At 63.8% G+C, this 25,451-nt stretch carries 27 protein-coding genes; 19 read left to right on the forward strand and 8 right to left on the reverse strand.

Features of this window, described 5'->3' with window-relative positions; genetic code table 11:
• Positions 1–76 precede the first annotated feature (76 nt).
• The gene (locus CK228_RS09760) at positions 77–853 is read right to left on the reverse strand and encodes a VOC family protein (protein WP_095787695.1); all 777 of its coding nucleotides are present in this window, start codon (positions 851–853) and stop codon (positions 77–79) included.
• Positions 854–1,019: 166 nt separating this feature from the next.
• On the opposite strand from CK228_RS09760, the gene CK228_RS09765 reads away from it, so the two are divergent.
• The 7 genes from CK228_RS09765 (at position 1,020) to CK228_RS09795 (ending at position 6,947) form a co-directional block, all read left to right on the forward strand.
• A complete protein-coding gene (locus CK228_RS09765; protein ID WP_095787831.1) occupies positions 1,020–1,754 on the forward strand; it encodes a gamma-glutamylcyclotransferase in 735 nt (244 codons plus the stop codon).
• A gap of 121 nt (positions 1,755–1,875) precedes the next feature.
• Entirely contained in the window at positions 1,876–3,231 is a 1,356-nt protein-coding gene (locus CK228_RS09770; RefSeq protein WP_095787696.1) for an NAD(P)-dependent oxidoreductase, read from the forward strand.
• A gap of 5 nt (positions 3,232–3,236) precedes the next feature.
• Positions 3,237–4,079 carry a methyltransferase domain-containing protein gene (locus CK228_RS09775; protein WP_095787697.1) on the forward strand — a complete coding sequence of 281 codons (843 nt, stop codon included), beginning with the start codon at positions 3,237–3,239 and terminating at the stop codon, positions 4,077–4,079.
• Positions 4,080–4,091: 12 nt separating this feature from the next.
• The gene (gene preA, locus CK228_RS09780; RefSeq protein ID WP_095787698.1) at positions 4,092–5,405 is read left to right on the forward strand and encodes an NAD-dependent dihydropyrimidine dehydrogenase subunit PreA; all 1,314 of its coding nucleotides are present in this window, start codon (positions 4,092–4,094) and stop codon (positions 5,403–5,405) included.
• A gap of 105 nt (positions 5,406–5,510) precedes the next feature.
• Positions 5,511–6,035, forward strand: coding sequence for an Rrf2 family transcriptional regulator (locus CK228_RS09785; RefSeq protein WP_095787699.1), 525 nt, complete (start codon positions 5,511–5,513; stop codon positions 6,033–6,035).
• Between the two features lie 11 nt (positions 6,036–6,046).
• Positions 6,047–6,505, forward strand: coding sequence for a carboxymuconolactone decarboxylase family protein (locus CK228_RS09790; protein WP_095787700.1), 459 nt, complete (start codon positions 6,047–6,049; stop codon positions 6,503–6,505).
• 64 nt (positions 6,506–6,569) lie between these two features.
• On the forward strand, positions 6,570–6,947 hold the full coding sequence (locus CK228_RS09795; protein WP_095773886.1) for a DoxX family protein: 378 nt from the start codon (positions 6,570–6,572) through the stop codon (positions 6,945–6,947).
• Positions 6,948–6,956: 9 nt separating this feature from the next.
• Here the strand turns inward: CK228_RS09795 and CK228_RS09800 are convergent, their stop codons facing one another.
• Entirely contained in the window at positions 6,957–7,679 is a 723-nt protein-coding gene (locus tag CK228_RS09800; RefSeq protein WP_095787701.1) for an SDR family oxidoreductase, read from the reverse strand.
• Entirely contained in the window at positions 7,676–8,515 is an 840-nt protein-coding gene (locus tag CK228_RS09805) for an SDR family oxidoreductase (protein WP_095787702.1), read from the reverse strand. Before CK228_RS09805 ends, CK228_RS09800 begins: the two co-directional genes overlap by 4 nt.
• Before the next feature lie 104 nt (positions 8,516–8,619).
• Here CK228_RS09805 and CK228_RS09810 point away from each other — a divergent pair, with 104 nt between their 5' ends.
• Positions 8,620–9,492: a helix-turn-helix transcriptional regulator gene (locus CK228_RS09810; RefSeq protein WP_095787703.1), complete on the forward strand. Its 873-nt coding sequence runs from the start codon at positions 8,620–8,622 to the stop codon at positions 9,490–9,492.
• A gap of 11 nt (positions 9,493–9,503) precedes the next feature.
• Here the strand turns inward: CK228_RS09810 and CK228_RS09815 are convergent, their stop codons facing one another.
• The gene (locus CK228_RS09815; RefSeq protein ID WP_095773890.1) at positions 9,504–10,139 is read right to left on the reverse strand and encodes a TetR family transcriptional regulator C-terminal domain-containing protein; all 636 of its coding nucleotides are present in this window, start codon (positions 10,137–10,139) and stop codon (positions 9,504–9,506) included.
• 227 nt (positions 10,140–10,366) lie between these two features.
• On the opposite strand from CK228_RS09815, the gene CK228_RS09820 reads away from it, so the two are divergent.
• The 5 genes from CK228_RS09820 (at position 10,367) to CK228_RS09840 (ending at position 15,307) form a co-directional block, all read left to right on the forward strand.
• Complete coding sequence (locus CK228_RS09820) at positions 10,367–11,695, forward strand: aspartate aminotransferase family protein (RefSeq protein WP_095773891.1); 1,329 nt, start codon at positions 10,367–10,369, stop codon at positions 11,693–11,695.
• A gap of 67 nt (positions 11,696–11,762) precedes the next feature.
• A complete protein-coding gene (locus tag CK228_RS09825) occupies positions 11,763–13,013 on the forward strand; it encodes a Zn-dependent hydrolase (protein ID WP_095787704.1) in 1,251 nt (416 codons plus the stop codon).
• A 59-nt stretch (positions 13,014–13,072) separates the two neighbouring features.
• The gene (gene hydA / locus CK228_RS09830; protein WP_095787705.1) at positions 13,073–14,524 is read left to right on the forward strand and encodes a dihydropyrimidinase; all 1,452 of its coding nucleotides are present in this window, start codon (positions 13,073–13,075) and stop codon (positions 14,522–14,524) included.
• Positions 14,525–14,526: 2 nt separating this feature from the next.
• Positions 14,527–14,898, forward strand: coding sequence for a hypothetical protein (locus tag CK228_RS09835; protein ID WP_095787706.1), 372 nt, complete (start codon positions 14,527–14,529; stop codon positions 14,896–14,898).
• Between the two features lie 31 nt (positions 14,899–14,929).
• A complete protein-coding gene (locus tag CK228_RS09840; protein WP_245438002.1) occupies positions 14,930–15,307 on the forward strand; it encodes a hypothetical protein in 378 nt (125 codons plus the stop codon).
• 17 nt (positions 15,308–15,324) lie between these two features.
• On the opposite strand, the gene CK228_RS09845 is transcribed toward CK228_RS09840, so the two are convergent.
• Complete coding sequence (locus CK228_RS09845; protein WP_095773896.1) at positions 15,325–15,729, reverse strand: cupin domain-containing protein; 405 nt, start codon at positions 15,727–15,729, stop codon at positions 15,325–15,327.
• 131 nt (positions 15,730–15,860) lie between these two features.
• Between CK228_RS09845 and CK228_RS09850 the strand changes: the two genes are divergently transcribed.
• The 4 genes from CK228_RS09850 to CK228_RS09870 all read left to right on the forward strand — a co-directional run bounded on the left by CK228_RS09850 (position 15,861) and on the right by CK228_RS09870 (position 20,044).
• Positions 15,861–16,652, forward strand: coding sequence for an ABC transporter ATP-binding protein (locus tag CK228_RS09850; protein ID WP_095773897.1), 792 nt, complete (start codon positions 15,861–15,863; stop codon positions 16,650–16,652).
• Between the two features lie 349 nt (positions 16,653–17,001).
• On the forward strand, positions 17,002–17,880 hold the full coding sequence (locus CK228_RS09860) for an ABC transporter permease (RefSeq protein ID WP_095773899.1): 879 nt from the start codon (positions 17,002–17,004) through the stop codon (positions 17,878–17,880).
• Positions 17,877–19,031, forward strand: coding sequence for an ABC transporter permease (locus CK228_RS09865; protein ID WP_095787709.1), 1,155 nt, complete (start codon positions 17,877–17,879; stop codon positions 19,029–19,031). Before CK228_RS09860 ends, CK228_RS09865 begins: the two co-directional genes overlap by 4 nt.
• A gap of 41 nt (positions 19,032–19,072) precedes the next feature.
• Positions 19,073–20,044, forward strand: a complete 972-nt coding sequence (locus tag CK228_RS09870; protein ID WP_019859152.1) for an ABC transporter substrate-binding protein — start codon at positions 19,073–19,075, stop codon at positions 20,042–20,044.
• 57 nt (positions 20,045–20,101) lie between these two features.
• Here CK228_RS09870 and CK228_RS09875 read toward each other — a convergent pair whose 3' ends face one another.
• The gene (locus CK228_RS09875) at positions 20,102–20,560 is read right to left on the reverse strand and encodes an Lrp/AsnC family transcriptional regulator (protein ID WP_095773901.1); all 459 of its coding nucleotides are present in this window, start codon (positions 20,558–20,560) and stop codon (positions 20,102–20,104) included.
• A gap of 120 nt (positions 20,561–20,680) precedes the next feature.
• Here CK228_RS09875 and CK228_RS09880 point away from each other — a divergent pair, with 120 nt between their 5' ends.
• Both CK228_RS09880 and CK228_RS09885 read left to right on the forward strand, forming a co-directional pair.
• On the forward strand, positions 20,681–21,964 hold the full coding sequence (locus CK228_RS09880) for a cystathionine gamma-synthase family protein (RefSeq protein WP_095787710.1): 1,284 nt from the start codon (positions 20,681–20,683) through the stop codon (positions 21,962–21,964).
• A gap of 151 nt (positions 21,965–22,115) precedes the next feature.
• On the forward strand, positions 22,116–22,559 hold the full coding sequence (locus tag CK228_RS09885) for a CHRD domain-containing protein (protein ID WP_095773903.1): 444 nt from the start codon (positions 22,116–22,118) through the stop codon (positions 22,557–22,559).
• A gap of 52 nt (positions 22,560–22,611) precedes the next feature.
• On the opposite strand, the gene CK228_RS09890 is transcribed toward CK228_RS09885, so the two are convergent.
• Both CK228_RS09890 and CK228_RS09895 read right to left on the reverse strand, forming a co-directional pair.
• Positions 22,612–24,261 (reverse strand): thiamine pyrophosphate-binding protein, encoded by a 1,650-nt coding sequence (locus tag CK228_RS09890; protein ID WP_095787711.1) that lies wholly within the window; start codon positions 24,259–24,261, stop codon positions 22,612–22,614.
• Positions 24,258–25,433: a CaiB/BaiF CoA-transferase family protein gene (locus tag CK228_RS09895; RefSeq protein ID WP_095787712.1), complete on the reverse strand. Its 1,176-nt coding sequence runs from the start codon at positions 25,431–25,433 to the stop codon at positions 24,258–24,260. Before CK228_RS09895 ends, CK228_RS09890 begins: the two co-directional genes overlap by 4 nt.
• Positions 25,434–25,451 lie beyond the last annotated feature (18 nt).

Below are 25,451 nucleotides of genomic sequence, written 5' to 3' on the forward strand. Positions count from 1 at the left end.
GGCACGCAGAGCGATGCGGCCTTTCATCGGTGTGCGATGAAAGGCCGTCGCTTCGTGGTGGCGTTGTCTGCTGCCGTCAGCGCACCGGTGCCATCAGCGCGAAATGCGCGCCTTGCGGGTCCTGGCACTGCACGACCCAGCTGCCGCCGGGGACCTCCATCGGTCCCATCAGGATCTTGCCGCCATTGTCGGTGACGCGTTTTGCGGCCGCGTCGATGGCCGGAACGTTGAAATAGAACTGCCAGACCGGGACGGGGATCTGTTCAGGCTTGTTCATGATACCGCCACCGGATTCGGGGCCGGCGGTAAAGGTCTGGTAGGTGCCCATCGGGCCCATGTCGAAATCGCCGGCATCGACCCAGCCGAACTGGTCGGAATAGAAATCGAACGCCGCCTTCCAATCCGATGTGTACAGCTCGTGCCAGCCGATATGGCCGGGCGTGCTGGCCGGTACGACAGGCTGGTCGGGGCCGTTCGGCTGCAGGAACATGAAGGTCGCGCCTTGCGGGTCGGCGACGACGGCGAAGCGGCCGACGCCCGGGATGTCGTCGGGCTCGCGGTGGACGGCTCCGCCAGCCGCCTTCAATGCTTTGGTCGACGCGTCCACATCCTTGGTGTGGATATAGCCGAGCCAGGCGGGCGGCATACCCATCTTGGCTGCGTCCTCTGGCATCGTCATCAGCCCGCCGACGCCACGCTCGCCGACATTCATGACGATGTAGCGCGGCATGCCGGGAGCTTTTCCGAAGGGCTGCGCCGTCCAGCCGACAACCTTGGTGTAGAAGGCTTCGGCGGCGTCGAGGTCTGAAGTCATCAGTTCGTACCAGAAGAAGGGCATTGGGGATTTCGCCATGGTCGGTCTCCTCACCGTTCGGCATCGATCGTTGTCCGATCCACCGCAGGACGATCCTGGCCACGCAAATCCGACAACCGCCCCGGACAATAATGCCTGCCCATGACATGCGTTCCCGGTTGCGTGCCCCTCGATTTTCGATTTCTCTACGGCAAGGGGGTTGTTCATGCGCCAGATGTCGCTCACGCCGGAGCTTGTCGCACTGTGCCACAGGGAAGAGGCCGATCCCGGCCCGGATCCGAGCTGGACGGAGCTGAAGGACGGGGATTTCCAGACGCTTGCATTGCGGCTGTCCGGCGAAGCGGACGAGGGGCCGCTTTGGGTGTTCGCCTATGGCTCGCTGATCTGGAAGCCGGAATTCGAATCGGTCGAGCAACGGCTCGCCACGGCCTTCGGCTGGCACCGCTCTTTCTGCCTCGACATGGTGCGCTGGCGCGGCAGTGCCGCGCAGCCGGGGCTGATGATGGCGCTCGAACGCGGCGGTCGCTGCAACGGCGTGATCTACCGTTTGCCGGAGGGTGAAAAGCCGGCGCGGATCGAAAGGCTGCTGCGCCGCGAGATCAGCGACCATGAGAGCGTCAGCTCGGTCAGGTGGCTGCCTGTGCATACGGCGCAAGGCGCGCTCCGCGCACTCGGTTTCTGGGTTGGCGTGAAGGGCAGGGGAACGTCGCTGGGCCAGCCGCTGGACAGAGTGGCGAGCATATTGGCCAGGGCCTGCGGCCATATCGGATCCGGCGCCGAATATCTCTACAACACGGTCAGCCATCTCGAAGCGTTCGGCATCCATGATCGCAATCTGTGGCGGCTGCAGGAACTGGTCGCGGACGAGGTCCGGGCCCTCCACGGCCGGCCGGTCGACCAGGGCAGCGCACCCAGGCAAGAACAGCCGTCCACGGCATAACATGAGTGAAAAAATCATGTTTTTATCGAGCCTTTTCAGCAGCTTGTGCCAAAAATTGACCAATTGATAAAAAAATAAAACGTGCTAGCCTTCCCCAAAACGAAAACAAGGGGAACTGACAATGCCAGAAGGCCAGTTCAAGGAAGGTATCGTCGGCGGCCGGCTTCCAGCCGAGCAGTATGCGGACAATTTTTCCGACCTGCATCCGCCGCTCGATCACCACGAGGCGCTGGTCGAATCCGACCGCTGCTATTTCTGCTACGACGCGCCGTGCATGAACGCGTGTCCGACCTCGATCGACATTCCGCTGTTCATCCGCCAGATCTCGACCGGCAATCCGATCGGCTCGGCCAAGACCATCTTCGATCAGAACATTTTGGGCGGCATGTGCGCCCGCGTCTGCCCGACCGAGACGCTGTGCGAAGAGGTCTGCGTGCGTGAGGTGGCGGAAGGCAAGCCGGTGCAGATCGGCCGCCTGCAGCGCTACGCCACCGATGTCGCGATGGCCGAGAACAAGCAGTTCTACGCGCGCCCGGAGCCGACCGGAAAGACCATTGCCGTGGTCGGCGCCGGCCCGGCCGGCCTTGCCGCTGCGCACCGGCTAGCCCGCCATGGCCATGACGTGACCATACTGGAGGCGCGGCCGAAGGCCGGCGGCCTCAACGAATACGGCATCGCCGCCTATAAGAGCGTCGACAATTTCGCCCAGGCCGAGGTCGACTATGTCACCGCGATCGGCGGCATCGACATCCAGAACGGCAAGGCGCTCGGCCGCGACTACCAGCTCTCCGACCTGATCCGCAACTACGATGCGGTGTTCCTCGGCATGGGGCTTGGCGGCGTCAACGCGCTGCGCGCCGATGGCGAGGATGCCGCCGGCATCACCAATGCGGTGGAGTTCATCGCCGAGCTGCGCCAGGCCAGCGATCTCGCCAGCCTGCCTGTCGGCCGCCGCGTCGTCGTCATCGGCGGCGGCATGACGGCGATCGACGCCGCCGTGCAGTCGAAGCTGCTCGGCGCCGAGGAGGTGACGATCTGCTACCGGCGCGGCCAGGAGCATATGAACGCCTCGGAGTTCGAGCAGGACCTGGCCGCCGCCAACGGCGTCACCATCCGCCACTGGCTGCAGCCGAAGCGGGTGATCACCGACGCCGGCCAGGTCTCCGGCATCGAACTTGAATACACGGCATTGAAGGGCGACAAGCTTGCCGGTACCGGCGAGACGCTGACGCTTGTCGCCGACCAGGTGTTCAAGGCGATCGGCCAGAGTTTTGTCCCGGCCGCGCTCAACGGCAGCGAGGCCTCGATCGAGCTCGAAGCCCGGCGTATAAAGGTCGATGGGGAAGGGCGCACCTCGCTGGCGAAAGTCTGGGCCGGCGGCGACTGCATCTTTGGCGGCGACGACCTGACCGTTTCGGCGGTCGCGCAGGGCCGTGACGCTGCCGAGAGCATGCACAGGAGTCTGACGCAGGGATAAGGATCATGGCCACGGTGGAACCGGGCATCGCCCGTCACTACGACATAGCGGGTCTCGAGCAGCGCATCCTTGCCGCGCTCGCCGATATCGGCGTGGACGTTGCCCATCTGCGCGCCGGCGATCTTGAGGCGGTCGACGAATTCCACATTGGCGGTATCGCCGCCACAAGGGAACTCATCGGGCAGATGGGTTTGAAGCCGGGAGCCGGGCTGCTCGATATCGGATCGGGGGTGGGCGGTCCTGCCCGTTTTGCCGCCAACGAAGCTGGCGCCGACGTCACCGGCATCGATCTTACGCAAAGCTATGTCGACATCGCGACCAGCCTGTCGAAGCGCGCGGGCATGGTCGACAGGACGCACTTCGTGCAAGGCAGTGCGCTGGACATGCCATTCGCCGATGCCAGCTTCGACGCGGCCATGATCCTGCATGTCGGCATGAACCTTCCCGACAAGAAAAAACTGATGGGCGAGGCCGCGCGGGTGCTCCGGTCTGGCGGCGTCTTCGCCGTCTACGACGTGATGCGGCTCAAGGATGGCGCGCTGACCTATCCGCTGCCATGGGCATCGGATGAGAGCATGTCCTTCGTTGCCACGCCCGACGACTATCGCTCGGCTGCCACGGCTTCCGGCTTCTCCGTCGTCGCCGAGCGGCGGCGCGGTGCTTTCGCCGTCGAATTCTTCGCCGCGATACGGTCCCGGATGGCCGCCGCGCAAGCGGAAGGCAAGAAGCCGCCGCCCGGCGTCGGCCTCGTCATGGGCGAAGACGCCGGCACCAAGATCGCCAATGTCACCGCCGCGCTTGAAGGCGGCATTCTCGCACCCGTTGAACTGCTTCTTCGTCTCGGCTGAAAGGGACCTGTCATGGCAGACCTCCGCAACAATTTCGTCGGCATCAAATCGCCAAATCCGTTCTGGCTGGCCTCGGCACCGCCCACCGACAAGGCCTACAACGTCATCCGCGCCTTCAAGGCAGGCTGGGGTGGCGTGGTGTGGAAGACGCTGGGCGAGGAAGGCCCGCCGGTCGTCAACGTCAACGGCCCGCGCTATGGCGCGATATGGGGCGCCGACCGGCGCCTGCTCGGCCTCAACAACATCGAGCTGATCACCGACCGCGACCTGCAGACCAATCTGCGCGAGATGAAGCAGGTCAAGATGGAGTGGCCCGACCGCGCACTCATCGCCTCGATCATGGTGCCTTGCGAAGAGGCAAGCTGGAAAGCCATCCTGCCGTTGGTCGAGGAGACCGGGGCCGACGGCATCGAGCTCAATTTCGGCTGCCCGCACGGCATGTCGGAACGCGGCATGGGCGCGGCCGTCGGCCAGGTGCCGGAATATATCGAAATGGTGGTGCGCTGGTGCAAGCAGTATACGCGCATGCCCGTCATCACCAAGCTGACGCCCAACATCACCGATATCCGCAAGCCCGCGCGGGCGGCGCATGCCGGCGGCACCGACGCAGTGTCGCTGATCAACACCATCAATTCGATCACCGGCGTCGACCTCGACAGTTTCGCGCCGATGCCGACCATCGACGGCAAAGGCTCGCATGGCGGCTATTGCGGCCCGGCGGTGAAGCCCATCGCCATGAACATGGTGGCCGAAATCGCGCGCGATCCGGAGACACACGGCCTGCCGATCTCCGGCATTGGCGGCATCACCACCTGGCGCGACGCCGCTGAATTCATGGCGCTCGGCGCCGGCAACGTGCAGGTGTGCACAGCGGCGATGACCTACGGCTTCAAGATCGTGCAGGAGATGATCGCCGGTCTGGAAAACTGGATGGACGAGAAGGGCCACCGCTCGCTCGACGACATTATCGGCCGCGCCACGCCCAACGTCACCGATTGGCAGTATCTCAACCTCAACTATGTCGCCAAGGCGCATATCGACCAGGACGCCTGCATCAAATGTGGCCGCTGCCACATCGCCTGCGAGGACACTTCGCACCAGGCCATCACCAGCGTGGTCAATGGCGTGAGACACTTCGAGGTGATCGAGGCCGAATGCGTCGGCTGCAATCTGTGCGTCAATGTCTGCCCGGTCGAGAACTGCATCACCATGGAGCCGCTGGCTGCCGGCGTCATGGACCAGCGCACCGGCAAGCCGGTGTCGCCGATCTACGCCAACTGGACGACGCATCCGAACAATCCGATGGCCAAGGTGGCTGCGGAGTAGCCACAGACACGCAAGAACGGCGCCTTCGGGTGCCGTTTTTCTTTTTCCTATTGCGGATAACAATTATCCACGATAAATAGTATCCATGAATAGGAAATCGGCATCATGAAGCTGGGCGAGGGCGTTGAGGCGGCCATCCATTGCGCGGCCACCCTTGCAAGCGTCGAGGGCAACAGCACCATGCCGGGTGCTGCTCTCGCCGAGTGTTTCGGACTGTCGCCCAGCTATCTGCTGAAGCATCTCAACATGCTGGCCGCCGCCAGCATTCTTGAATCGGTGCCGGGGCCGGCTGGCGGCTACCGGCTGGCGCGGGCGGCCGAACGCATCACCCTGCTCGATATCGTGCTGGCCATAGAAGGGCGCGAACCCGCATTTCGCTGCGGCGAAATCCGCCGCAACGGGCCGGTCAAGATCGATGCCTCGGCCTATGTCAAACCCTGCGGCATCAATGCCGCGATGCTCAAGGCCGAGCGCGCCTATCGGGCCGCGCTTGCTGAAGTGAAGCTGTCCGACATCGTGGCGGACTACGCGGCGGAAGGCGATCCCAGATCCTTTGCCGCGAGCTGCGCCTTCGTGGCGCGCCACCAGCGGCCGCAGAAATCCAGTTCAGCCCCGCCAAAGCAGATGTGAAAGGATATCAGATGAAACAGAGGATGCAGTTTTTCGCCAAGGCGCCGGAGATCATGAAGGCGGTATCGGCGCTCAACAAGGCGGTCGACGAATGCGGGCTGGAGGCCAGCCTGCTGCATCTGATCAAGCTCAGGGCCTCGCAGATGAATGGCTGTTCCTTCTGCGTCGAGATGCACAGCCGCGAGGCGCGGCGCGACGGCGAAACCGAGCAGCGGCTCTATCTCGTCGCGGCCTGGAAGGAATCGCCGCTGTTTTCCGAACGCGAGCGCGCCGCTTTCGCCTGGACCGAGGCGGTGACCCTGATCGCCAACAATGGTGTGTCGGATGAGCTCTATGCCCGCACGCTTGAGCATTTCTCGGAAGAGGAACTGGTCAAGCTGTCCGTCGCGCTCGGCATGATCAACACCTGGAACCGGCTGTGCATCCCGTTCCAGGCCATTCATCCGATGCCGGCCGCCAAGGCCGCCTGATCTTATCGCCATTGGAGCGCCGTCGATGAGGCGGCGCTCCGATTGTTTTCAAAGGGGGTGTTTTATGCCTGCCGATTTGCCATCGATCTTGTTGTTTCTAGGCCGCCTGTTGCTTGGCGGCGCCTTCGTCTTCGCCGGCCTGCGCAACATCCTGAACGCCGCTTTCCTGACCGGGCTGATGGCCGCGCGCGGCGTGCCGCAAGCGCGGCTGGCGCTGTGGGCCGGCATTGTGCTCCAGATCATCGCCGGTGTCCTGGTGATGGCCGGCCTGTGGACGGCACTCGCCTGCGCGGTGCTGGTGCTGTTCCTGATCGTCGCCACGCCGATGTTCCACAATTTCTGGGACCACCAGGGCCCGGATCGCGCGGCGCGCATCAACGGCTTCGTCGGCAATGTCGCGCTGGGCGGCGGTTTCCTGACGTTGATCGCGCAGACGCTCTGAGGGTCTAACTCAGGCTGCGAACCGTAGCCCGCCATCGCAGGTCAGCACCTGGCCGGTCATGAAGCCGTTGGACACGAGGAAGGCAATCGCCGAGGCGACGTCCTCGGCGCGGCCGATGCGGCCGACCGGCGTCTTGCCGGCGTACTCGGCAAAGACCGCCTGCCGCTGTTCGTCGGGCAAAAAGTCCCACCACGGCGTGTCGATGACGCCGGGCGCCACGACGTTGACGCGCAAGGGCTTCAGTTCGACCGCCAAGATCGGCGCCACGGTCAAGAGCATGCCGTTGATGGCGCCGATGCCGGCGACGCCAGGCATTGTGGCCTGAGCCGACACCGCGGATATGAAGGTGACCGAGCCCGATTTGTTCAGCGTCGGCAAGGCGGCCTGCAGGCAGGACAGTTGCGGCCGCACCTTCTCTTCGACGCCGCTTCCGAGATCGGCAAGGTCAAGCGTCTCGAACGGGCCAAGGCCCTTGCCGCCGCTGGCCGCCAAGACGAGGTGGTCGAACGGGCCGAGGCGCTCGAAGAACTGGCGGACCTCGTCCGGCTTCGACGCATCGAACGGGGCCTTGTCGGCGGCGCCGCCGAGGCTCTTCCAGGCGCCGATGAGCTTGTCCTGGTTGCGCCCGGTGATCGTCACCTTCATGCCCGGGCCGAGCAGTTTTCGCGCGGTCGCCAGGCCGATGCCGGATGAGCCGCCGATGATGACTGTGTGTTCGGTTCTGTTGGTCATGAGTGCTGTTCCCTGGATTTTGAGGAGGCCGGGCCGACAAGGTCGAGGCTGAGGCTTCGCAATTGCTGCCGTGCCCTGGCGTCGTAGGCCTGGGCATCGGCGCGGGCTTCGCGCAGTCCGTCGAAATAGAGGCCGCTGCGGCCTTCGAGCGCGGGTGCGGCGGCGAGGTTGACGATGGCTTCGGCACCGGTCTCGACCGAACTCCATGGCGTCACGCCGGCCTGCCGGACCATGGTGGTGTTCATGTAGCTCGCCGGATGCAGCGCGTTGACGGTGACGCCGGTGCCTCTCAGCTCTTCCGCCAGATCGACGGTGAACAGGATTTGCGCCAGCTTGCTCTGGCAATAGGCACGCACGCCGCTATAGCCGTGGGTGAGCATCACGTCGCCGAAATCGATCGCTTGCTGGCCGGCCGAGGCGACGTTGACGATGCGCGCCGGAGCGCTGGCCTTGAGCAGCGGCAGAAGCTCCGAGGTCAGCAGGAAACCGGCGAGATAGTTGACGGCGAAGCGCAGTTCGTAGCCATCGGCACTGACCTGCCGTTTGGCGCCTGCCGTGCCGATGCCGGCATTGTTGATGAGGATATCGAGCCGGTTCGTCCGGGCACGTACCGCCTCGGCGAGGTGGCGAATTTCGGCCAGCGAAGCAAGGTCGGCGGCGAGGAATTCGGCCTTGCCGCCGGCGACTTCGATCTCGGCGACCGCTGCCTTGCCGCGCGCCGCATCGCGGCCATGCACCAGCACCCGGGCGCCGGCGGCACCCAGCCGTTGCGCGACGACGCGGCCGACGCCGTCGGTCGAGCCGGTGATGAGGATTGTCTTGTCTTTCAGGTCCATGTCCAGAGCCTCCTGTCTGCTGCTCTGAACGCAAGATGGGACGTCTGGCCGATCTCAAACAGTTCAAACTTTATCCTGGTATCAATACTGCTATAATAAGAAGCATGGATGCTCCCTCCCATTCCGCTGAAGACAGCCGCCGGCGCGAGCTTGGGGCTTTCCTGCGCTCGCGGCGCGAAAGGCTGACACCCTCGGCGACCGGCATCTCGACCGGCCTCAGGCGCCGCACGCCGGGCCTGCGCCGCGAAGAGGTGGCGATGATCGCCGGCGTCGGCACCACCTGGTACACCTGGCTGGAACAGGGCAGGGACGTGCGCCCTTCCGTGGAGGTGCTGACGGCGTTAAGCGAGGCGCTGCGCCTCGACGCCGTCGAGAGGCGGCACCTGTTCATCCTTGCCGGGCGTCAGCAGCCGGAGCGCCGCGTCGCCGCGCCGGAAAAGGCCGACGGTCCCTTGCTGCACATGTTGCAAAGCCTCGTCCTGCAACCCGCCTACGTCGTTGGCCGACGCTGGGACGTGCTGGCCTGGAACGACGCGGCCGTCGCGGTGTTCGGCGACTATGGCCTTCTCGAGGGTGACGCCCGCAACATCGTCCACATGGTGTTCACCAGCCCGCACCACCGCCGTTTGCTGGTCGACTGGGAAGAACTCGCCCGCGTGGTGCTCGCGTCGTTTCGCGCGGAGAGCGCCAAATATGTCGGTGATCCCGATTTCGACCGGCTGATCGCGCTTATGATGCGCTCGAGCCCCGAGTTCCGTGACTGGTGGCCCCTGAGGGACGTGGCACGAAGACTGACCGGGCTGAAGCACCTGCGGCACCCCGTTGCGGGTGCGATGACATTCGAGCATATGAGCCTGTCGATCGACGATGGTTCTGACATGAGGCTGGTCGTCTACACGCCGCTCGCCGAGCAGAACTCGATTGCCAAGCTGCAATCCTTGCTGGACGCGCTTCCGGCCGAGCGGCGTAGCGCCTGAGCCGGCGGGGGTCAGCCCTTCGGCTTCAGCCCATCCAGGAACAACTGCTCCAGGAATCTTGCCGCGTCCTCGAAGCGCCCGTCGCCGCCACGGTTCGGTCCCAGCACGGCGCGCACCTGGACGTCGAAATCGGCGTAGTGCTGCGTCGTCGCCCATATCGAGAAGATCAGGTGCCAGGGGTCGGTGCGGGCGATCTTGCCGGCGCGCATCCAGCCCTTGATGACGGTGGCCTTCTCGTCGACCAGCGTCTTCAGATCGCCAGCCAGCAGCGGCATGATGCGCGGCGCGCCTTGCAGGATTTCGTTGGCGAACAGCCGGCTCTCGCGCGGGAAATCGCGCGCCATTTCGAGCTTTCGCCTGATGTAGCTCCTGAGCTCGGTCAGGGGATCGCCGATGTCGTCGAGTTCGCGCAGCGGCGCAAGCCAGGTGTCGAGCAGGCGCAGCATCAAGGTCTCGTGAATGTCCTCCTTGCGGCGGAAGTAATAGAGCAGGTTCGGTTTCGACATGCCGGCGGCTTCGGCGATCTGGTCGATGGTCGAGCCGCGGAAGCCATGGGTGGAGAACACTTCGAGCGCGGCCTCGAGGATGAGTTCGCGCTTTTCCTGCTGGATGCGGGTGCGGCGAGGGACTTCCGTGCCGGTGTTCACCGTTGCGAACCCTCATGTTGGCGGTCATCTGGACCAATTCTCTGGACCAGTTTTTCCCTAGGCTGTGGAACGCACTTCAGGAGCCGCATTTCCGCTAGTAATCCCTTGACCGCCGACAGGGCGGTGCTAACGTTTGTCCAATCGGTCAAAAATTTGCGTAGCATGAAAACGGCGCAAAGACCAAGCGTTGGACGCACCGAAACAGGTTACAAGGGGAAGTCTTGGTCATGTCCAACCGGCTGAAAGTCACGCCGAACGATCTCAGTGCATTCTGGATGCCGTTCACGGCAAACCGGCAGTTCAAGCAGGCGCCACGCATGTTCGTGTCCGCCAAGGACATGCACTACACGACCAGCGATGGCCGCAAGGTGCTCGACGGCACCGCCGGTCTGTGGTGCGTCAACGCCGGCCACTGCCGGCCGAAGATCACCGAAGCGATCCAGCACCAGGCCGCCGAACTCGACTACGCGCCGGCCTTCCAGATGGGCCATCCCATCGTGTTCGAGCTGGCCAACCGCCTGGTCGACATCGCGCCCAAGGGCATGGACCATGTCTTCTTCACCAATTCGGGTTCGGAATCGGTCGAGACGGCGCTGAAGATGGCGATCGCCTATCATCGCATGAAGGGCGAGGGTGCCCGTACCCGTCTGATCGGCCGCGAGCGCGGCTATCACGGCGTCAATTTCGGCGGCATCTCGGTCGGCGGCATCGTCTCCAACCGCAAGATGTTCGGCACGCTGCTCGGCGGCGTCGACCATATGCCGCATACGCATCTGCCGGAAAAGAACGCCTTCTCGAAGGGTGTGCCGGAATATGGCGCGGAGCTTGCCAACGAACTGGAGCGCATCGTTACCCTGCATGACGCCTCGACCATCGCAGCGGTCATCGTCGAGCCGGTCGCCGGCTCCACCGGCGTCATCCTGCCGCCCAAGGGCTATCTGCAGAAGCTGCGTGAAATCTGCACCAAGCACGGCATCCTTTTGATCTTCGACGAGGTCATCACCGGCTTCGGCCGTCTCGGCGCGCCGTTCGCGGCCGACTATTTCGGTGTCACGCCCGACATCATGACCACCGCCAAGGGCGTCTCCAACGGCGTCATCCCGATGGGCGCGGTGTTCGTGAAGAAGGAAATCCACGACGCCTTCATGACCGGCCCCGAGCATATGATCGAGTTCTTCCACGGCTACACCTACTCGGGCAATCCGATCGCGTGTGCCGCGGCGTTGGGCACGCTCGACACCTACAAGGAAGAGGGCCTGCTCACCCGTGGCGAGGAACTGGCGCCCTATTGGGAGGACGCGCTGCACTCGCTGAAAGGCGAGCCGCATGTCATCGACATCCGCAACATCGGCCTGATCGGCGCGATCGAACTGGCGCCGATCGCCGGCAGCCCGACCAAGCGGGCCTTCTCGGCCTTCGTCAAGGCGTTCGAGCGCGGCGCGCTGATCCGCACCACCGGCGACATCATCGCGCTGTCGCCGCCGCTGATCATCACCAAGGGCCAGATCAACGAACTGATCGATCATGTGCGTGAAGTGCTAAGGTCGATCGACTAGCCTAGTCTATAGTCGGACGGCGTTGGGAACCGCCGTCCGATTTTTGAATGAAATGGAAGGACCTTGAATGGCCGCACCCGGCGAGAATCTGCGAATCAATTCAGACCGTTTGTGGGATTCGATAATGGAAATGGCGAAGATCGGCCCTGGCATTGCCGGCGGCAACAATCGCCAGACCGTGACCGACGAAGACGGCGAGGGCCGGCATCTGTTCAAGCGCTGGTGCGATGATGCCGGGCTCGAAATGGGCGTCGACGAGATGGGCACGATGTTTGCCCGCCGCGAAGGCACCGACCCCAGCCTGCCGCCGGTCTATGTCGGCAGCCATCTCGATACGCAGCCGACCGGCGGCAAATATGATGGCGTGCTGGGCGTCCTCGGCGGCCTGGAGATCGTGCGCTCGCTCAACGATCTCGGCATCAAGACGAAACACCCGATCGTCGTCACCAACTGGACCAACGAGGAAGGCGCGCGCTTTGCCCCGGCGATGATGGCGTCGGGCGTATTCGCCGGCGTGCTCGACCAGGCAGACGTCTATGAGCACACGGACAAGAACGGCAAGAAATTCGGAGAGGAACTGGAGCGCATCGGCTGGAAGGGCACCGAGAAGGTCGGCGATCGCAAGATCCACGCCTTCTTCGAACTGCATATCGAACAGGGGCCGATCCTCGAGGACGAAGACATCGACATTGGCGTCGTCACCCATGGCCAGGGCCTGAAATGGCTGCAGGTGACGCTGACCGGCAAGGAAGCCCATACCGGCTCCACGCCGATGCCGAAGCGCCGCAATGCCGGTCTCGGCATGGCGCGCGTGATCGAACTGGTGCATGAGATCGCCATGGACTACCAGCCGGATGCCGTCGGCGCGGTCGGCCACATGGAAGCCTATCCCAATTCGCGCAACATCATCGCCGGCCGCACCGTCTTCACCATCGACATCCGCTCGCCCGAGAAGGAAGTGCTCGACGCCATGGATGCGCGCGTCCGCGAAGGCATCGACACGATCTGCGAGGCGCTCGACATCCGGTACAAGGTCGAGCAGGTCGGCCATTTCGATCCGGTCACCTTCGATGCCGGCTGCGTGAAGGCCATCCGCGATGCCGCCGATCGGCTCGGCTATACGCACCGCAACATCGTCTCCGGTGCAGGCCACGACGCCTGCTGGATCAACCGCGTCGCGCCGACCGCCATGGTGATGTGCCCGTGCGTCGACGGGTTGTCGCACAACGAGGCCGAGGAAATCACCAAGGAATGGGCCGGCGCCGGCGCCGACGTCCTGTTCCACGCGGTGGTGGAGACCGCCGTCATCGTGGAGTGAGCCTATAGATTCCAAACGCCGCTCGCAAAGAAGCGCGAAGAGAACAAGGGAACAAGAAAATGACCAAAGTCATCAAGAACGGCACCGTCGTTACCGCCGACCGAACGTGGAAGGCGGATGTGCTAGTCAAGCACGGCAAGATCGTCGCCATAGGCTCCGACCTGCATGGCGACCATGAGTACGACGCCACCGGCTGCTATGTCATGCCGGGCGGCATCGACCCGCACACTCATCTCGAAATGCCGTTCATGGGCACCTATTCGGCCGACGATTTCGAATCCGGCACGCGGGCAGCCCTTGCCGGCGGCACCACCATGGTGGTCGATTTCTGCCTGCCGGCGCCGCAGCAGTCACTGCTCGAAGCCTTGCAGATGTGGGACAACAAGACGTCGAAAGCTGCCTGCGACTATTCCTTCCACATGGCGGTCACCTGGTGGGGCAAGCAGGTGTTCGACGAGATGGCCACCGTCGTCGACAAGGGCATCACCTCGTTCAAGCACTTCATGGCCTACAAGGGCGCGCTGATGGTGGACGACGACGAGATGTATGCGTCGTTCCAGCGCTGCGCCGACCTTGGCGCGCTGCCGTTGGTGCATGCCGAGAATGGCGACGTGGTTGCCGCACTTTCGCAGAAACTGCTCGCCGCCGGCAACAATGGCCCGGAGGGCCATGCCTATTCGCGGCCGCCGGAAGTGGAAGGCGAGGCGACAAATCGCGCCATCATGATCGCCGACATGGCCGGCGTGCCGCTCTACGTCGTGCATGTCTCCTGCGAGCAGGCGCATGAGGCCATTCGGCGGGCGCGCCAGAAAGGCATGCGCGTGTTCGGCGAGCCGCTGATCCAGCACCTGACGCTCGACGAGAGCGAGTATTTCGACAAGGACTGGGACCATGCGGCGCGCCGCGTGATGAGCCCGCCCTTCCGCAACAGACTTCACCAGGATTCGCTGTGGGCCGGGCTGCAGGCCGGGTCGCTGCAGGTGGTGGCGACTGACCATTGCGCCTTCACCACCAAGCAGAAGCGCTTCGGCGTCGGCGATTTCACCAAGATCCCCAACGGCACAGGCGGCCTCGAAGACCGTTTGCCGGTGCTGTGGACCAAGGGCGTCAATACCGGGCGGCTGACGATGAACGAGTTCGTCGCTGTGACCTCGACCAACATCGCCAAGATCCTCAACATGTATCCGAAGAAGGGCGCCATCGTCGAAGGGGCTGATGCCGACATCACCGTCTGGGATCCGAAGCGCAAGAAGACGATTTCGGCCAAGAAGCAGCAGTCGGTGATCGACTACAATGTGTTTGAGGGCGTCGAGGTGACCGGCCTGCCGCGCTTCGTCTTCTCGCGCGGCGAATTGTCGATCGAGGAGGCCGAGGTGAAGGCAAAGCCCGGCCACGGCCAGTTCGTCGGCCGCGAGCCGAACGCCGCGGTCAACCGGGCCCTGTCGACGTGGAAAGAGATCACCGCGCCGCGCAAGGTGGAACGCACGGGCATCCCGGCGACGGGGGTTTAGGCTTGGCGCGTTCGGCCGCGCTCATCGCGATGGTCTTGGCGGCGGTTGCCGGTGGCCCGGCGACCGCGGCTGGCGTGCTGGCTGGCTCCTGGGGCAATGATGTCGGCTGTGCCGGCATCAAGGCTGGTTACCAGAACAGTGATGCCTATATCCTGTTGACCGCGGAAGGCATCGAGACCTATGGCAGCGGTTGCCGGTTCGAGCAGCAATTGACCCCGGTGCCAGGTCCGCAATCGCTGCGTTCGACCTGTTCCGCCGAAGGCGAGGCGGGAACGGCGATCGAAACAATCGTGGTCACCAACGAGGGTGCGGATGGCTTCTTCGTCACCATTCCCGGTCTTGAGGAAGTGGGGCCGCTGCGGTCATGTTCGTGATGTTATGAGCACTGGGATCTGGGGGATGAGCATGCGCGGTTTCGGTTTGTCTGTTGCGATGACGCTCGTGCTGGCGGCGGGACAAGCTTCCGCGGCAAGCATTGATCTGTCGAAACCCTATGGCGACAAATATGGCTGCATCAACCGCAATGGCCAGGAAGTCGCCGCCGACAAGATGCTGCTCTTGACCGACAAGGAATTGATTACCGCCGCCAGCGCCTGCACGTTCACGAAGACGCTAGCGCAGGCTGACGGATCGCTGGTGGTGACGGCGACATGCGAGGCGGAAGGCGAAGAGGGACAGGAGCCGACCAATTTCACCATCAAGCGCAGCGCCAGGAACACCAGGAAGCTGACGATCACGGATGCGGACGGCAATGTGATGGGGGAAGTCTCGCGGTGCAAATGACGGCGATCCCGTCGAGCTCAGGCGACCAGCGCATCCAGTTCCGGCAGCAGGACGACACTCTCCTGTTCGTTTGGGTCGGTGCGCGCAATGACGGCCGAGGACGGGGCGTTGCTCAGATTGGCCGGCAGATGCGGCACGCCGGCCGGAATGTAGAAGAGGTCGCCGGCCTTGACGACGATGTGGTGTTCGAGCCGGTCGCCATACCAGGTATGGACCTCGCCGGAGAGCACGTAGATCGCCGTTTCATGGTTCTCGTGCAGATGCGCCTTGGCGCGGGCGCCGGGCGGCATGGTGAGCACGTGCATGCAGATGCCGGAGGAGCCGACCGACTCCGTGGCGATGCCGGAGAAATAGGTCAGTCCCTGCTTGCCTTCATAAGTGCTTTCAGGGCGGATAAGATGACAAGTGGGTTTGGGCGACATCGGGGAAACTCCGGGCGTCGATTTGCGTGGAACAGGGCCAATGGGACAGGGCGAGTGGAAAACAACATCGCGATAAAAGCAATCGGATTCCGGCCGACGCCCCTTTGGCGGGAACAGGCAGGCAGCGGCCGATGACAGGGATTTCGCCAGCCGTTGTCGCGGCAAGCAAACTTGGCCTCACCTTCCAGACCAATGACGGCCCCGTCCAGGCACTGTCCAATGTCGACCTGACGATCGGCAAGGGGGAGTTCGTCTCCTTCATCGGACCGTCGGGCTGCGGCAAGACCACGCTGCTGCGCGTCATCGCCGATCTGGAGAAACCGACATCAGGCACGATCTCGGTCAACGGCATGACGGCGGAGCAGGCGCGCGGGAAACGCGCCTATGGCTATGTCTTCCAGGCAGCCGCCCTGTTTCCGTGGCGCACCATCGAGCGCAATGTCGCGCTGCCGCTGGAGATCATGGGCCTGTCGAAGGCGGAGCAGGCGGAACGCATCAAGCGCACGCTCGATCTCGTCAACCTCTCGGGCTTCGAGAAGAAATACCCCTGGCAGCTTTCCGGCGGCATGCAGCAGCGCGCCTCGATCGCCCGAGCGCTGGCCTTCGACGCCGATCTGCTGCTGATGGACGAACCGTTCGGCGCGCTGGACGAGATCGTGCGCGACCACCTCAACGAGCAATTGCTGGAGTTGTGGGGGCGGACCAACAAGACCATCTGCTTCGTCACCCACTCCATTCCGGAAGCGGTCTATCTGTCGACGCGCATCGTCGTCATGTCGCCGCGCCCGGGCCGCGTCAGCGATGTCATCGAATCGACGCTGCCGAAGGAGCGGCCGCTCGACATCCGCGAGACGCCGGAGTTTTTGGCGATAGCTGCCCGCGTGCGCGATGGGTTGAGGGCAGGGCACAGCTATGATGATTGAGCGGCCTGGCAAGCAAGCGGCCCCCTACGCTTTCGTCATCCTAGGGCGGAGCAGGCGCGAAGCAGCCTGCGTAGACCCTAGGATCCATGCCGTGACGTCGGTCGGAGAGCGCAAACGGCTGAGAATACCCGCCAAGCAGCGCGAGACGCAGGGAGCCATGTTCCGCACCGCTGCGGAGCGTCGAGGTAACGGCATGGATCCTAGGGTCTGCGCCGCGTCGCTTCGCTCCTTGCTCCGCCCTAGGATGACGAAGAGAACGAACGTCGCGGCAGCGAAAACGAAGGCACCCGGCCTTCGCTTCGCTCCGGCCACCCTCTCCCCGGCGGGGAGAGGAGAAGGGCAGCTCTAGATGGATAGCTTCCGCGACAAGCTCGTCCCCGTGACCTCCATCCTCGCCGGCGTCGTCGTGCTCTGGTATGTCTTCGCCGTCATCCTCAATGCGCCGTTCCAGCGCGATCTCGACACCCGGGCCAACGAAACGCCCGGCGCCGTCGAGTTCATCGGCAAGACGCTGGCGCAGCCGAAGCCGACGCTGCCGGCGCCGCATCAGGTGGCGGTGAACTTCTTCGAGAACACGTTTCTGCGGCCCATCACCTCGAGCCGCAGCCTCGTCTACAATGCCTGGGTGACGCTGTCGTCGACGCTGCTCGGCTTTGCCTTCGGCACCGCGCTCGGGATCATCATCGCCGTCGGCATCGTGCATGTGGCGACGCTCGACCGCAGCCTGATGCCGTGGATCATCGCCTCGCAGACCATTCCGATCCTGGCGGTGGCGCCGATGATCATTGTTGTGTTGGCGGCGATCGGCATCACCGGGCTGATCCCGAAGGCGATGATCTCGACCTATCTGTCGTTCTTCCCGGTGACGGTCGGCATGGTGAAGGGGCTGCGCTCGCCCGAGATCATGCATCTCGACCTGATGCACACCTACAATGCCAGTGCCTCGCAGACCTTCTGGAAGCTGCGCGTGCCGGCCTCGGTGCCGTTCCTGTTCACCTCGATGAAGGTGGCGGTGGCGGCAAGCCTGGTCGGTGCCATCGTCGGCGAACTGCCGACCGGTGCTGTCGCCGGCATCGGCGCCAAGCTGCTTGCCGGCGCCTATTACAGCCAGTCCATCGACATCTGGTCGGCGCTGGTCGCCGGTTCGATCGTGGCGGCACTGCTGGTCATGGTGGTCGGCATTGCCGGGCGCATCGTCGATCGCGCCATGGGCGGGAGGCCGGCATGAACTGGCTGAAACCTTCGTGGCAAGCCGTGCTGGCGATCGTGTTGTGCCTGATCGCAATCGCGCTCGGCGCGATGTCGAAGCCGGAAGCGGCAGCGCTCGCGGACCCCACCGCCAGCATCAACTATCCCTATCTCGGAACCAAGGGCCTGATGCTCGGCCTGGCGATCGTGGCGGCGCTGGTTTCGATGCTCAGGATTCCTTCGCTTGCCGAGGCCGTCGTGCTCTTTATCGGCGCCCATCTCGTTGCCTGGCTGCTGATCTCGGGCATTGCGGGGTTCGAGGGGACGGCATTGGCACCGTACTTCCTGCTGCTTACCGCCGCTTGGCTCCTTGGCTGGCGCTGCGTGGCGGTACTGTCGGGGCTTCGCCCGATGGCGAACTCGGCCCGCAACGCGCTGCGCCTGGTCATCCCCGCCATCTTCGGCGCCTGGATCCTGATCATCTGGGAAGCGGTGACGCGCGGCGCCGGCATCCCCTTCATCCTGTTGCCGCCGCCAAGCGCCATCGGCGCGCGCATCGCCGGTTCGCTTCCGGTGCTCGGCGCCGATGTGCGCCAGACCATCTTCAAGGCGGTGATCTTCGGCTATGTCGTCGGCAGCGGCGCCGGCGTCATCACCGCCATCCTCGCCGACCGCGTGCCGTTCCTGCGGCGTGGGCTTTTGCCGATCGGCAACATGGTCTCGGCGCTGCCGATCATCGGCGTGGCGCCCATCATGGTCATGTGGTTCGGCTTCGACTGGCAGTCCAAGGCGGCGGTCGTCATCATCATGACGTTCTTCCCGATGCTGGTGAACACGGTCGCCGGGCTCGCCGCATCAGGCCATATGGAGCGCGACCTGATGCGCACCTACGCGTCGGGCTATTGGCCGACACTGATCAAGCTCAGGCTGCCGGCCGCCGCTCCCTTCATCTTCAACGCGCTGAAGATCAACTCGACGCTGGCGCTGATCGGCGCCATCGTCGCCGAGTTCTTTGGCACGCCCGTCGTCGGCATGGGCTTCCGCATCTCGACCGAGGTCGGGCGGATGAACATCGACATGGTCTGGGCCGAAATCGCAGTTGCAGCACTTGCGGGTTCGGTCTTTTATGGCGTGGTCGCTCTTGTCGAAAGAGCCGTCACGTTTTGGCATCCCTCTGTCCGTGGTGGATAGGGGCGGTGGGTTTAAGGGTGCTAACTTCAGAGGGTAAAAACATGAAAAGACTTGTCATTCCAGTTCTGGCCGGCGCGATGTCGCTCGCCGCCTTCCAGGCAATGGCCGCCGACAAGGTGACGTTGCAGCTGAAATGGGTCACGCAGGCCCAGTTTGCCGGCTACTATGTCGCCAAGGCCAAGGGTTTCTATGAAGCAGAAGGCCTCGACGTCGACATCAAGCCGGGCGGCCCCGATATCGCGCCCGAGCAGGTGATCGCCGGCGGCGGCGCCGATGTCATCGTCGACTGGATGGGCGGTGCGCTCGCCGCGCGCGAAAAGGGCGTGCCGCTGGTCAACATCGCCCAGCCCTTCAAGAAGGCCGGCATGGAGCTGGTCTGCCCGAAGGACGGGCCGATCAAGACCGAGGCCGACTTCAAGGGCCATACGCTGGGCGTCTGGTTCTTCGGCAATGAATATCCGTTCTATGCCTGGATGAACAAGCTCGGCCTCAAGACCGATGGCGGCAAGGACGGCGTCACCGTCCTCAAGCAGAGCTTTGACGTGCAGCCGCTGATCCAGAAGCAGGCGGATTGCATCTCGGTCATGACCTACAACGAGTACTGGCAGCTGATCGACGCCGGCTACAAGCCGGAACAGCTGACCGTTTTCAACTATTCGGCGATGGGCAACGACCTGCTCGAGGACGGGCTCTATGCGTCGGAAGACAAGCTCAAGGATCCGGCTTTCGCAGACAAGATGGTGCGTTTCGTGCGCGCCTCGATGAAGGGCTGGAAATACGCCGTCGACAACAATGATGAGGCGGCAGGCATCGTCATGGATGGCGGCGGCCAGGACGAGAACCACCAGAAGCGCATGATGAGCGAAGTCGCCAAGCTGATCGACAATGCCGACGGCAAGCTCGATCCGGCGACCTACGAGCGCACCGCCAAGGCGCTGCTCGACCAGAAGATCATCACCAAGGAGCCGAAAGGCGCCTACACGACCGCGATCACCGACAAGGCGATCAAGTAACCCTGCAGAGCGTGATCCCGCAAAGGTCATGCTCAAATGTAAAATGGAGCGGCGCCCTCAGAGGCGCCGTTCCTTTATGGTGTTCATGACGAAGCTGGTCTCGATCGAGGCGACGCATTTCAGCCGCGCGATCTTTTCCTTGATGAAGCGCTCGTACTGTTCGAGGCTGCCGGTCACCACCTTCAGCACATAGTCGCGCGAACCGGTGACAAGGTGGCATTCCAGCACCTCTTCCCAGCCGCGGATCGCCTCTTCGAACATGACGATCTCGTCCTCGTTCTGCCGGCTGAGCCGAATTGTGGCGATGGCGACCATACTCCAGCCGAAGACGGCGGGATCGACCAGCGTGGTGTAACCCTTGATCACACCCGTCTCCTCCAGCCGCCGCACGCGCCTCAGGCAAGGCGATGGCGACAGGCCGATGCGCTCGGCGAGGTCGTTGTTGGTGATGCGGGCGTCGGCCCGCAGTTCGCGCAGAATCCTGAGGTCGAAATCATCGGCTATCTTCTGCTGCATTTTTGCTCTCTTTGGGCAGTTTGTTGCCGGCATGCAGCCATGTGAGCCCGAGAATAGCAAGGACTGGCTGATCGGGATCGCATAAATTGCGGGCGACATCCCTCGAAAGCAGGAAAAGCCATGACCGCGCCACGCCCGTCGAAAACCCATATCGGCAACCACAAGCTCCATCCGGAGACGCTGATGCTGAGCTATGGTTTCGATCCGCAGCTGTCGGAAGGCGCGGTCAAGCCACCGGTGTTCCTGACCTCGACCTTCGTGTTCAAATCGGCGGAAGAGGGGCGCGACTTCTTCGACTACACGTCCGGCCGCAAGGAACCGCCGAGCGGCACGGCGTCGGGTCTCGTCTATTCGCGCTTCAACCATCCCAACAGCGAGATCGTCGAGGACCGGCTGGCGATCTATGAAGGGACGGACGCCTGTATCCTGTTTTCCTCCGGCATGTCGGCGATCGCGACGACACTGCTCGCCTATGCCCGTCCGGGCGATGTCATCCTGCATTCGCAGCCGCTCTATGGCGGCACCGAGACGCTTTTGACGCGCACGCTGTCCGGCTTCGGCATCGGCGCCGTCGGTTTCGCCGATGGTGTCGACGAGAAGGCGGTTCGGGCAGCCGCCGATGCCGCGGTGGCGAAGGGGCGTGTTTCAGTCATCCTGATCGAGACGCCGTCCAATCCGACCAACAGCCTGGTCGATATCGCGCTGATGCGGACGATCGCTGATGAGATTGGGGCGAGCCAAGGGTCAACACCGATCATCGTCTGCGACAACACGCTGCTCGGCCCGGTGTTTCAGCGGCCGATCGAGCATGGCGCCGATGTCTCCGTCTATTCGCTGACCAAATATGTCGGCGGCCATTCCGACCTGATCGCGGGTGCGGCCATGGGCAGCAAGGCGGTCACTAAGCCGATCAAGGCGCTGCGCGGCGCGATTGGCACGCAACTCGACCCGCATTCCTGCTGGATGCTCGGCCGTTCGCTGGAGACACTGTCGATCCGCATGGAGCGGGCCAACGACAATGCGCGCCTGGTCGCCGAATTCCTGCGCGATCATGCCAAGGTCGAGAAGGTGCATTATCTGCCGTTCCTGGGCGAGGATACGCCGGCGGGGCGCGCCTATGTGAGGCAATGCAGCGGCGCCGGCTCGACTTTCTCCTTCGACATCAAAGGTGGAGAGAAGGCGGCTTTCGCGTTTCTCAACGCCCTGCAGATCTTCAAGCTGGCGGTAAGTCTCGGCGGCACCGAGTCGCTCGCCAGCCATCCGGCCGCCATGACCCATTCCGGCATTCCCTTGGACGTGCGCCAGCGCATCGGTGTGCTGGAGACCACGGTCAGGCTGTCGATCGGTGTCGAGCATCCGGACGATCTGATCGCGGACCTGACGCAGGCGCTGGCGTCGGTCTGATTTCTCTCTCGGGACGCCGGAAGGGGCGGCCGATCGCCCTTTCTTCACAAATTCGTGTTCAGGGAAACATTGCGTCGCCCAGCCGTTGCAGTTGAGGCATGCGCGCGCCGGGGGAGCAGCGACGCATGCGGCAGCCAATCGGAGGTTCTTCATGCGCACATATTCTTTCCTGCCGGTGCTTTCGGCGCTGGCCGTTTCGACCGCGTTCCTGCTCGCTTCGCCAGCAATGGCCGAGGTGGTGAAGTACAAGGCAACGCTCGATGGCGGCCAGCAGAACCCGCCCGTCACCACCAAGGGCAAAGGCACCGCCACGCTCACCTTCGACACCACCAAGAAGAAACTCAGTTGGAACGTCAAATATTCCGGCCTTAGCGGACCGGCGACGGCAGCGCATATTCACGGCCCGGCTGCGATGGGTGCGAACGCCGATCCGGTCATCCCGTTCAAAGGCAAGCTCAAGAGCCCGATCAAGGGTTCGGCAACGCTGACGGACGCGCAAGCCGCCGATCTGGCGGCCGGCAATTATTATGTCAACGTCCACACCGCCGCCAACAAGGATGGCGAGATCCGCGGCCAGATCGAGGCGGCGAAGTAACGCAAGCCGCTTGGAAAAAAAGGGGCGGGCGACCGCCCCTTTTTTGTCTGGATCACGCCTTGTCGCGTATCTGCGTCATCGTGCGGGTTGGCGTGATCGCTTCGGGGTCGAGCCTGATTTCGACGATGGCTGGCTTGCCGCTGGCGCGGGCTCGCTCGAAGGCCCGCGCGAAATCCGCCGTCTTCTCGACCGTCTCGCCATGGCCGCCATAGGCGCGTGCCAGCGACGCGAAGTCGGGATTCCTGAGATCGGTGGCGACGACGCGGCCGGGATATTCGCGTTCCTGATGCATGCGGATGGTGCCGTAAATGCCGTTGTTGACGACGATCACGATAATCGGCAGGTCATATTGCACGGCGGTGGCGAATTCCTGGCCGTTCATCAGGAAGCAGCCGTCGCCGGCAAAGGCGATAACGGTGCGATCCGGATAAAGCGCCTTGGCGGCGACCGCGGCTGGGGTGCCGTAGCCCATCGAGCCGGAGGTCGGCGCCGCCTGCGTGCCGAAACGGCGAAAGCGGTGGAAACGATGCACCCAGGTGGCGTAGTTGCCGGCGCCGTTGGCGAATATGGCGTCGTGCGGCAACTCCTGTTCCAGATAGGTCATGATCGGGCCCATCTGCACGTCGCCTGGACCCGTCTGCGGCGGCGTCGACCATTCGAGATAGGCGGCATGTGCCTTGGCTGTCTCGGCTGACCAGGATGGCGTGCCGGCGGGCTTGCGCTTGGCAAAGGCCTCGACGAAGGCGGCGGGCGAGGCGTTGATCGCCAGCGTCGGCCGGTAGACGCGGCCGAGCTCGCCGGCGTCGGCGTGGACGTGCACCAGCGCCTGGTCGGGATAGGGGCTTTTCAGCAGCGTATAGTCGGAGGAGGGCATCTCGCCCATGCGTCCGCCGATCAACAGCACGACGTCGGCCGCCTTGACCTGCGCCGCCAGCTTGGGGTTGATGCCGATGCCGACGTCGCCGGCGTAGTTCGCGTGAAGATGGTCGAACAGCATCTGGCGGCGGAAAGAGCAGCCGACGGGAAGCGACCATGTCTCCGCTATGGTGCGCATGCGCGCAACCGCTTCCTCATTCCAGCGTGTGCCGCCGAGGATGACGAATGGTCGCTTGGCGCCGTTGAGCAGCATTTCCAGCGCGTCGAGTTCGGCCCCGCCGGGATAGGTCTCGACAGGCGTGTGGGGAAGCGCTTCCGGAGCCTGGACCGCGCTGGTCAGCATGTCTTCGGGCAGCGAGATGACGACCGGGCCTGGTCGGCCCGACGTCGCGACCGCGAAGGCGCGGGTGACGAATTCGGGGATGCGCGAGGCGTCATCGATCTCGACCACCCATTTGGCGATGTCGCCGAAGAACTTCTTGTAGTCCACCTCCTGGAACGCCTCGCGTTCCTTGGCATGGCTGGCAACCTGGCCGATGAACAGGATGAGCGGCACCGAATCCTGCATGGCGATGTGGATGCCGGCGGACGCGTTGGTGGCGCCGGGGCCGCGGGTGACGAAGCAGATGCCGGGCTTGCCGGTCAGCCGGCCCTGGCAGTCGGCCATCATCGCGGCACCCCCTTCCTGGCGGCAGACGATGGTGCGGATCGATGAATCGTGCAGCGCGTCGAGCACCGCCAGATAGGATTCGCCGGGCACGCAGAAGATGCGGTCGGTGCCGTTCGCTTCCAGCGCCTCGACGATCAGTTGTCCACCGGTCTTCATTTTGCTGATCTCTCCAGTTCGGCAAGGATTTCGTCGGTGTGTTCGCCCAGGCGCGGCGAAGGGCGCTCATAGACCAGCGGCGTGCCCGACATCACCATCGGCGCGCGCACCGAGGGCAGAAGATTGCCATGGCCGTCGTCGAGGTCGAGCCGCATGCCGCGCGCGATCGTCTGCGGGTCGGCGAACATCTGGCCGATCGTGTTGATCGGGCTCGCCGGCACGCTTGCCGCTTCCAGCTTTGCCAGCAGCGGGGCGCGATCGAGCGTGCACAGCGCCTCGACGATGCGTTCGCGCAGCTTCACCCGGTTGGCGACCCGGGCCGGATTGGTGGCGAAGTCGGGATTCGTCGACAATTCATCCAGCCCGACGGCGGCACAGAATTTTGCGAACTGGCCGTCATTGCCGACCGCCAGGATGATGTGGCCGTCCCGGACCGGCACCACCTCGTAAGGCGCGATGTTCATATGGGCATTGCCCATCTGCACCGGCGACTTGCCGGAGACGAGATAGTTGAGGTTCTGGTTGCCGAGCGCCGAGATCTGCGTGTCGAACAGCGCCATGTCGATATGCTGGCCTTCGCCGGTCCGGTCGGCATGCCGCAACGCGGCCTGGATGGCGATGACGGAATAGAGTCCGGTGAAGATGTCCGAGATGGCGACACCGGCCTTTTGCGGCTCGCGGCCGACCTCGCCGGTGATCGACATCATGCCGGCCATGGCCTGGATGATGAAGTCGTAGCCGGCGCGCGGCGCATAGGGCCCGTCCTGTCCGAAGCCGGTGATCGAGCAATAGACGAGGCGCGGGTTGATCTTGCGCAGGCTGTCATGGTCGAGCCCGTATTTCTTCAGGCCGCCAAGCTTGAAATTCTCGATCAGCACATCCGAGGTCGCGACCAGCCGGCGCACGGTCTCGGCGCCCTCCGGCGTCGAGAAGTCGATAGCGATGGAGCGCTTGCCGCGGTTGCAGGAATGGTAATAGGCGGCCGACAGGTTCTCGCCGTCATGGCTCATGACGAAGGGCGGGCCCCATTTGCGGGTGTCGTCGCCACCATCGGGACTTTCGACCTTGATGACATCGGCGCCGAGATCGGCAAGCAATTGCCCGGCCCATGGCCCGGCGAGGATGCGGGCGAGTTCGACGACGCGGACGCCTTTCAGGGGTGGTTCGGCCATAAATCACCGTCATTGCCG

Source organism: Mesorhizobium sp. WSM4312 (assembly GCF_002294875.1).
Taxonomy (GTDB): Bacteria; Pseudomonadota; Alphaproteobacteria; order Rhizobiales; family Rhizobiaceae; genus Mesorhizobium.

What these genes read in the sequence shown, in the direction of transcription:
- CK228_RS09760 (WP_095787695.1), bottom strand. Translation starts at nt 853, where the DNA reads ATGGCGAAATCCCCAATGCCCTTCTTCTGGTACGAACTGATGACTTCA.
- CK228_RS09765 (WP_095787831.1), top strand. Translation starts at nt 1,020, where the DNA reads ATGCGCCAGATGTCGCTCACGCCGGAGCTTGTCGCACTGTGCCACAGG.
- CK228_RS09770 (WP_095787696.1), top strand. Translation starts at nt 1,876, where the DNA reads ATGCCAGAAGGCCAGTTCAAGGAAGGTATCGTCGGCGGCCGGCTTCCA.
- CK228_RS09775 (WP_095787697.1), top strand. Translation starts at nt 3,237, where the DNA reads ATGGCCACGGTGGAACCGGGCATCGCCCGTCACTACGACATAGCGGGT.
- preA (WP_095787698.1), top strand. Translation starts at nt 4,092, where the DNA reads ATGGCAGACCTCCGCAACAATTTCGTCGGCATCAAATCGCCAAATCCG.
- CK228_RS09785 (WP_095787699.1), top strand. Translation starts at nt 5,511, where the DNA reads ATGAAGCTGGGCGAGGGCGTTGAGGCGGCCATCCATTGCGCGGCCACC.
- CK228_RS09790 (WP_095787700.1), top strand. Translation starts at nt 6,047, where the DNA reads ATGAAACAGAGGATGCAGTTTTTCGCCAAGGCGCCGGAGATCATGAAG.
- CK228_RS09795 (WP_095773886.1), top strand. Translation starts at nt 6,570, where the DNA reads ATGCCTGCCGATTTGCCATCGATCTTGTTGTTTCTAGGCCGCCTGTTG.
- CK228_RS09800 (WP_095787701.1), bottom strand. Translation starts at nt 7,679, where the DNA reads ATGACCAACAGAACCGAACACACAGTCATCATCGGCGGCTCATCCGGC.
- CK228_RS09805 (WP_095787702.1), bottom strand. Translation starts at nt 8,515, where the DNA reads ATGGACCTGAAAGACAAGACAATCCTCATCACCGGCTCGACCGACGGC.
- CK228_RS09810 (WP_095787703.1), top strand. Translation starts at nt 8,620, where the DNA reads ATGGATGCTCCCTCCCATTCCGCTGAAGACAGCCGCCGGCGCGAGCTT.
- CK228_RS09820 (WP_095773891.1), top strand. Translation starts at nt 10,367, where the DNA reads ATGTCCAACCGGCTGAAAGTCACGCCGAACGATCTCAGTGCATTCTGG.
- CK228_RS09825 (WP_095787704.1), top strand. Translation starts at nt 11,763, where the DNA reads ATGGCCGCACCCGGCGAGAATCTGCGAATCAATTCAGACCGTTTGTGG.
- hydA (WP_095787705.1), top strand. Translation starts at nt 13,073, where the DNA reads ATGACCAAAGTCATCAAGAACGGCACCGTCGTTACCGCCGACCGAACG.
- CK228_RS09840 (WP_245438002.1), top strand. Translation starts at nt 14,930, where the DNA reads ATGCGCGGTTTCGGTTTGTCTGTTGCGATGACGCTCGTGCTGGCGGCG.
- CK228_RS09845 (WP_095773896.1), bottom strand. Translation starts at nt 15,729, where the DNA reads ATGTCGCCCAAACCCACTTGTCATCTTATCCGCCCTGAAAGCACTTAT.
- CK228_RS09850 (WP_095773897.1), top strand. Translation starts at nt 15,861, where the DNA reads ATGACAGGGATTTCGCCAGCCGTTGTCGCGGCAAGCAAACTTGGCCTC.
- CK228_RS09860 (WP_095773899.1), top strand. Translation starts at nt 17,002, where the DNA reads ATGGATAGCTTCCGCGACAAGCTCGTCCCCGTGACCTCCATCCTCGCC.
- CK228_RS09865 (WP_095787709.1), top strand. Translation starts at nt 17,877, where the DNA reads ATGAACTGGCTGAAACCTTCGTGGCAAGCCGTGCTGGCGATCGTGTTG.
- CK228_RS09870 (WP_019859152.1), top strand. Translation starts at nt 19,073, where the DNA reads ATGAAAAGACTTGTCATTCCAGTTCTGGCCGGCGCGATGTCGCTCGCC.
- CK228_RS09875 (WP_095773901.1), bottom strand. Translation starts at nt 20,560, where the DNA reads ATGCAGCAGAAGATAGCCGATGATTTCGACCTCAGGATTCTGCGCGAA.
- CK228_RS09880 (WP_095787710.1), top strand. Translation starts at nt 20,681, where the DNA reads ATGACCGCGCCACGCCCGTCGAAAACCCATATCGGCAACCACAAGCTC.
- CK228_RS09885 (WP_095773903.1), top strand. Translation starts at nt 22,116, where the DNA reads ATGCGCACATATTCTTTCCTGCCGGTGCTTTCGGCGCTGGCCGTTTCG.
- CK228_RS09890 (WP_095787711.1), bottom strand. Translation starts at nt 24,261, where the DNA reads ATGAAGACCGGTGGACAACTGATCGTCGAGGCGCTGGAAGCGAACGGC.
- CK228_RS09895 (WP_095787712.1), bottom strand. Translation starts at nt 25,433, where the DNA reads ATGGCCGAACCACCCCTGAAAGGCGTCCGCGTCGTCGAACTCGCCCGC.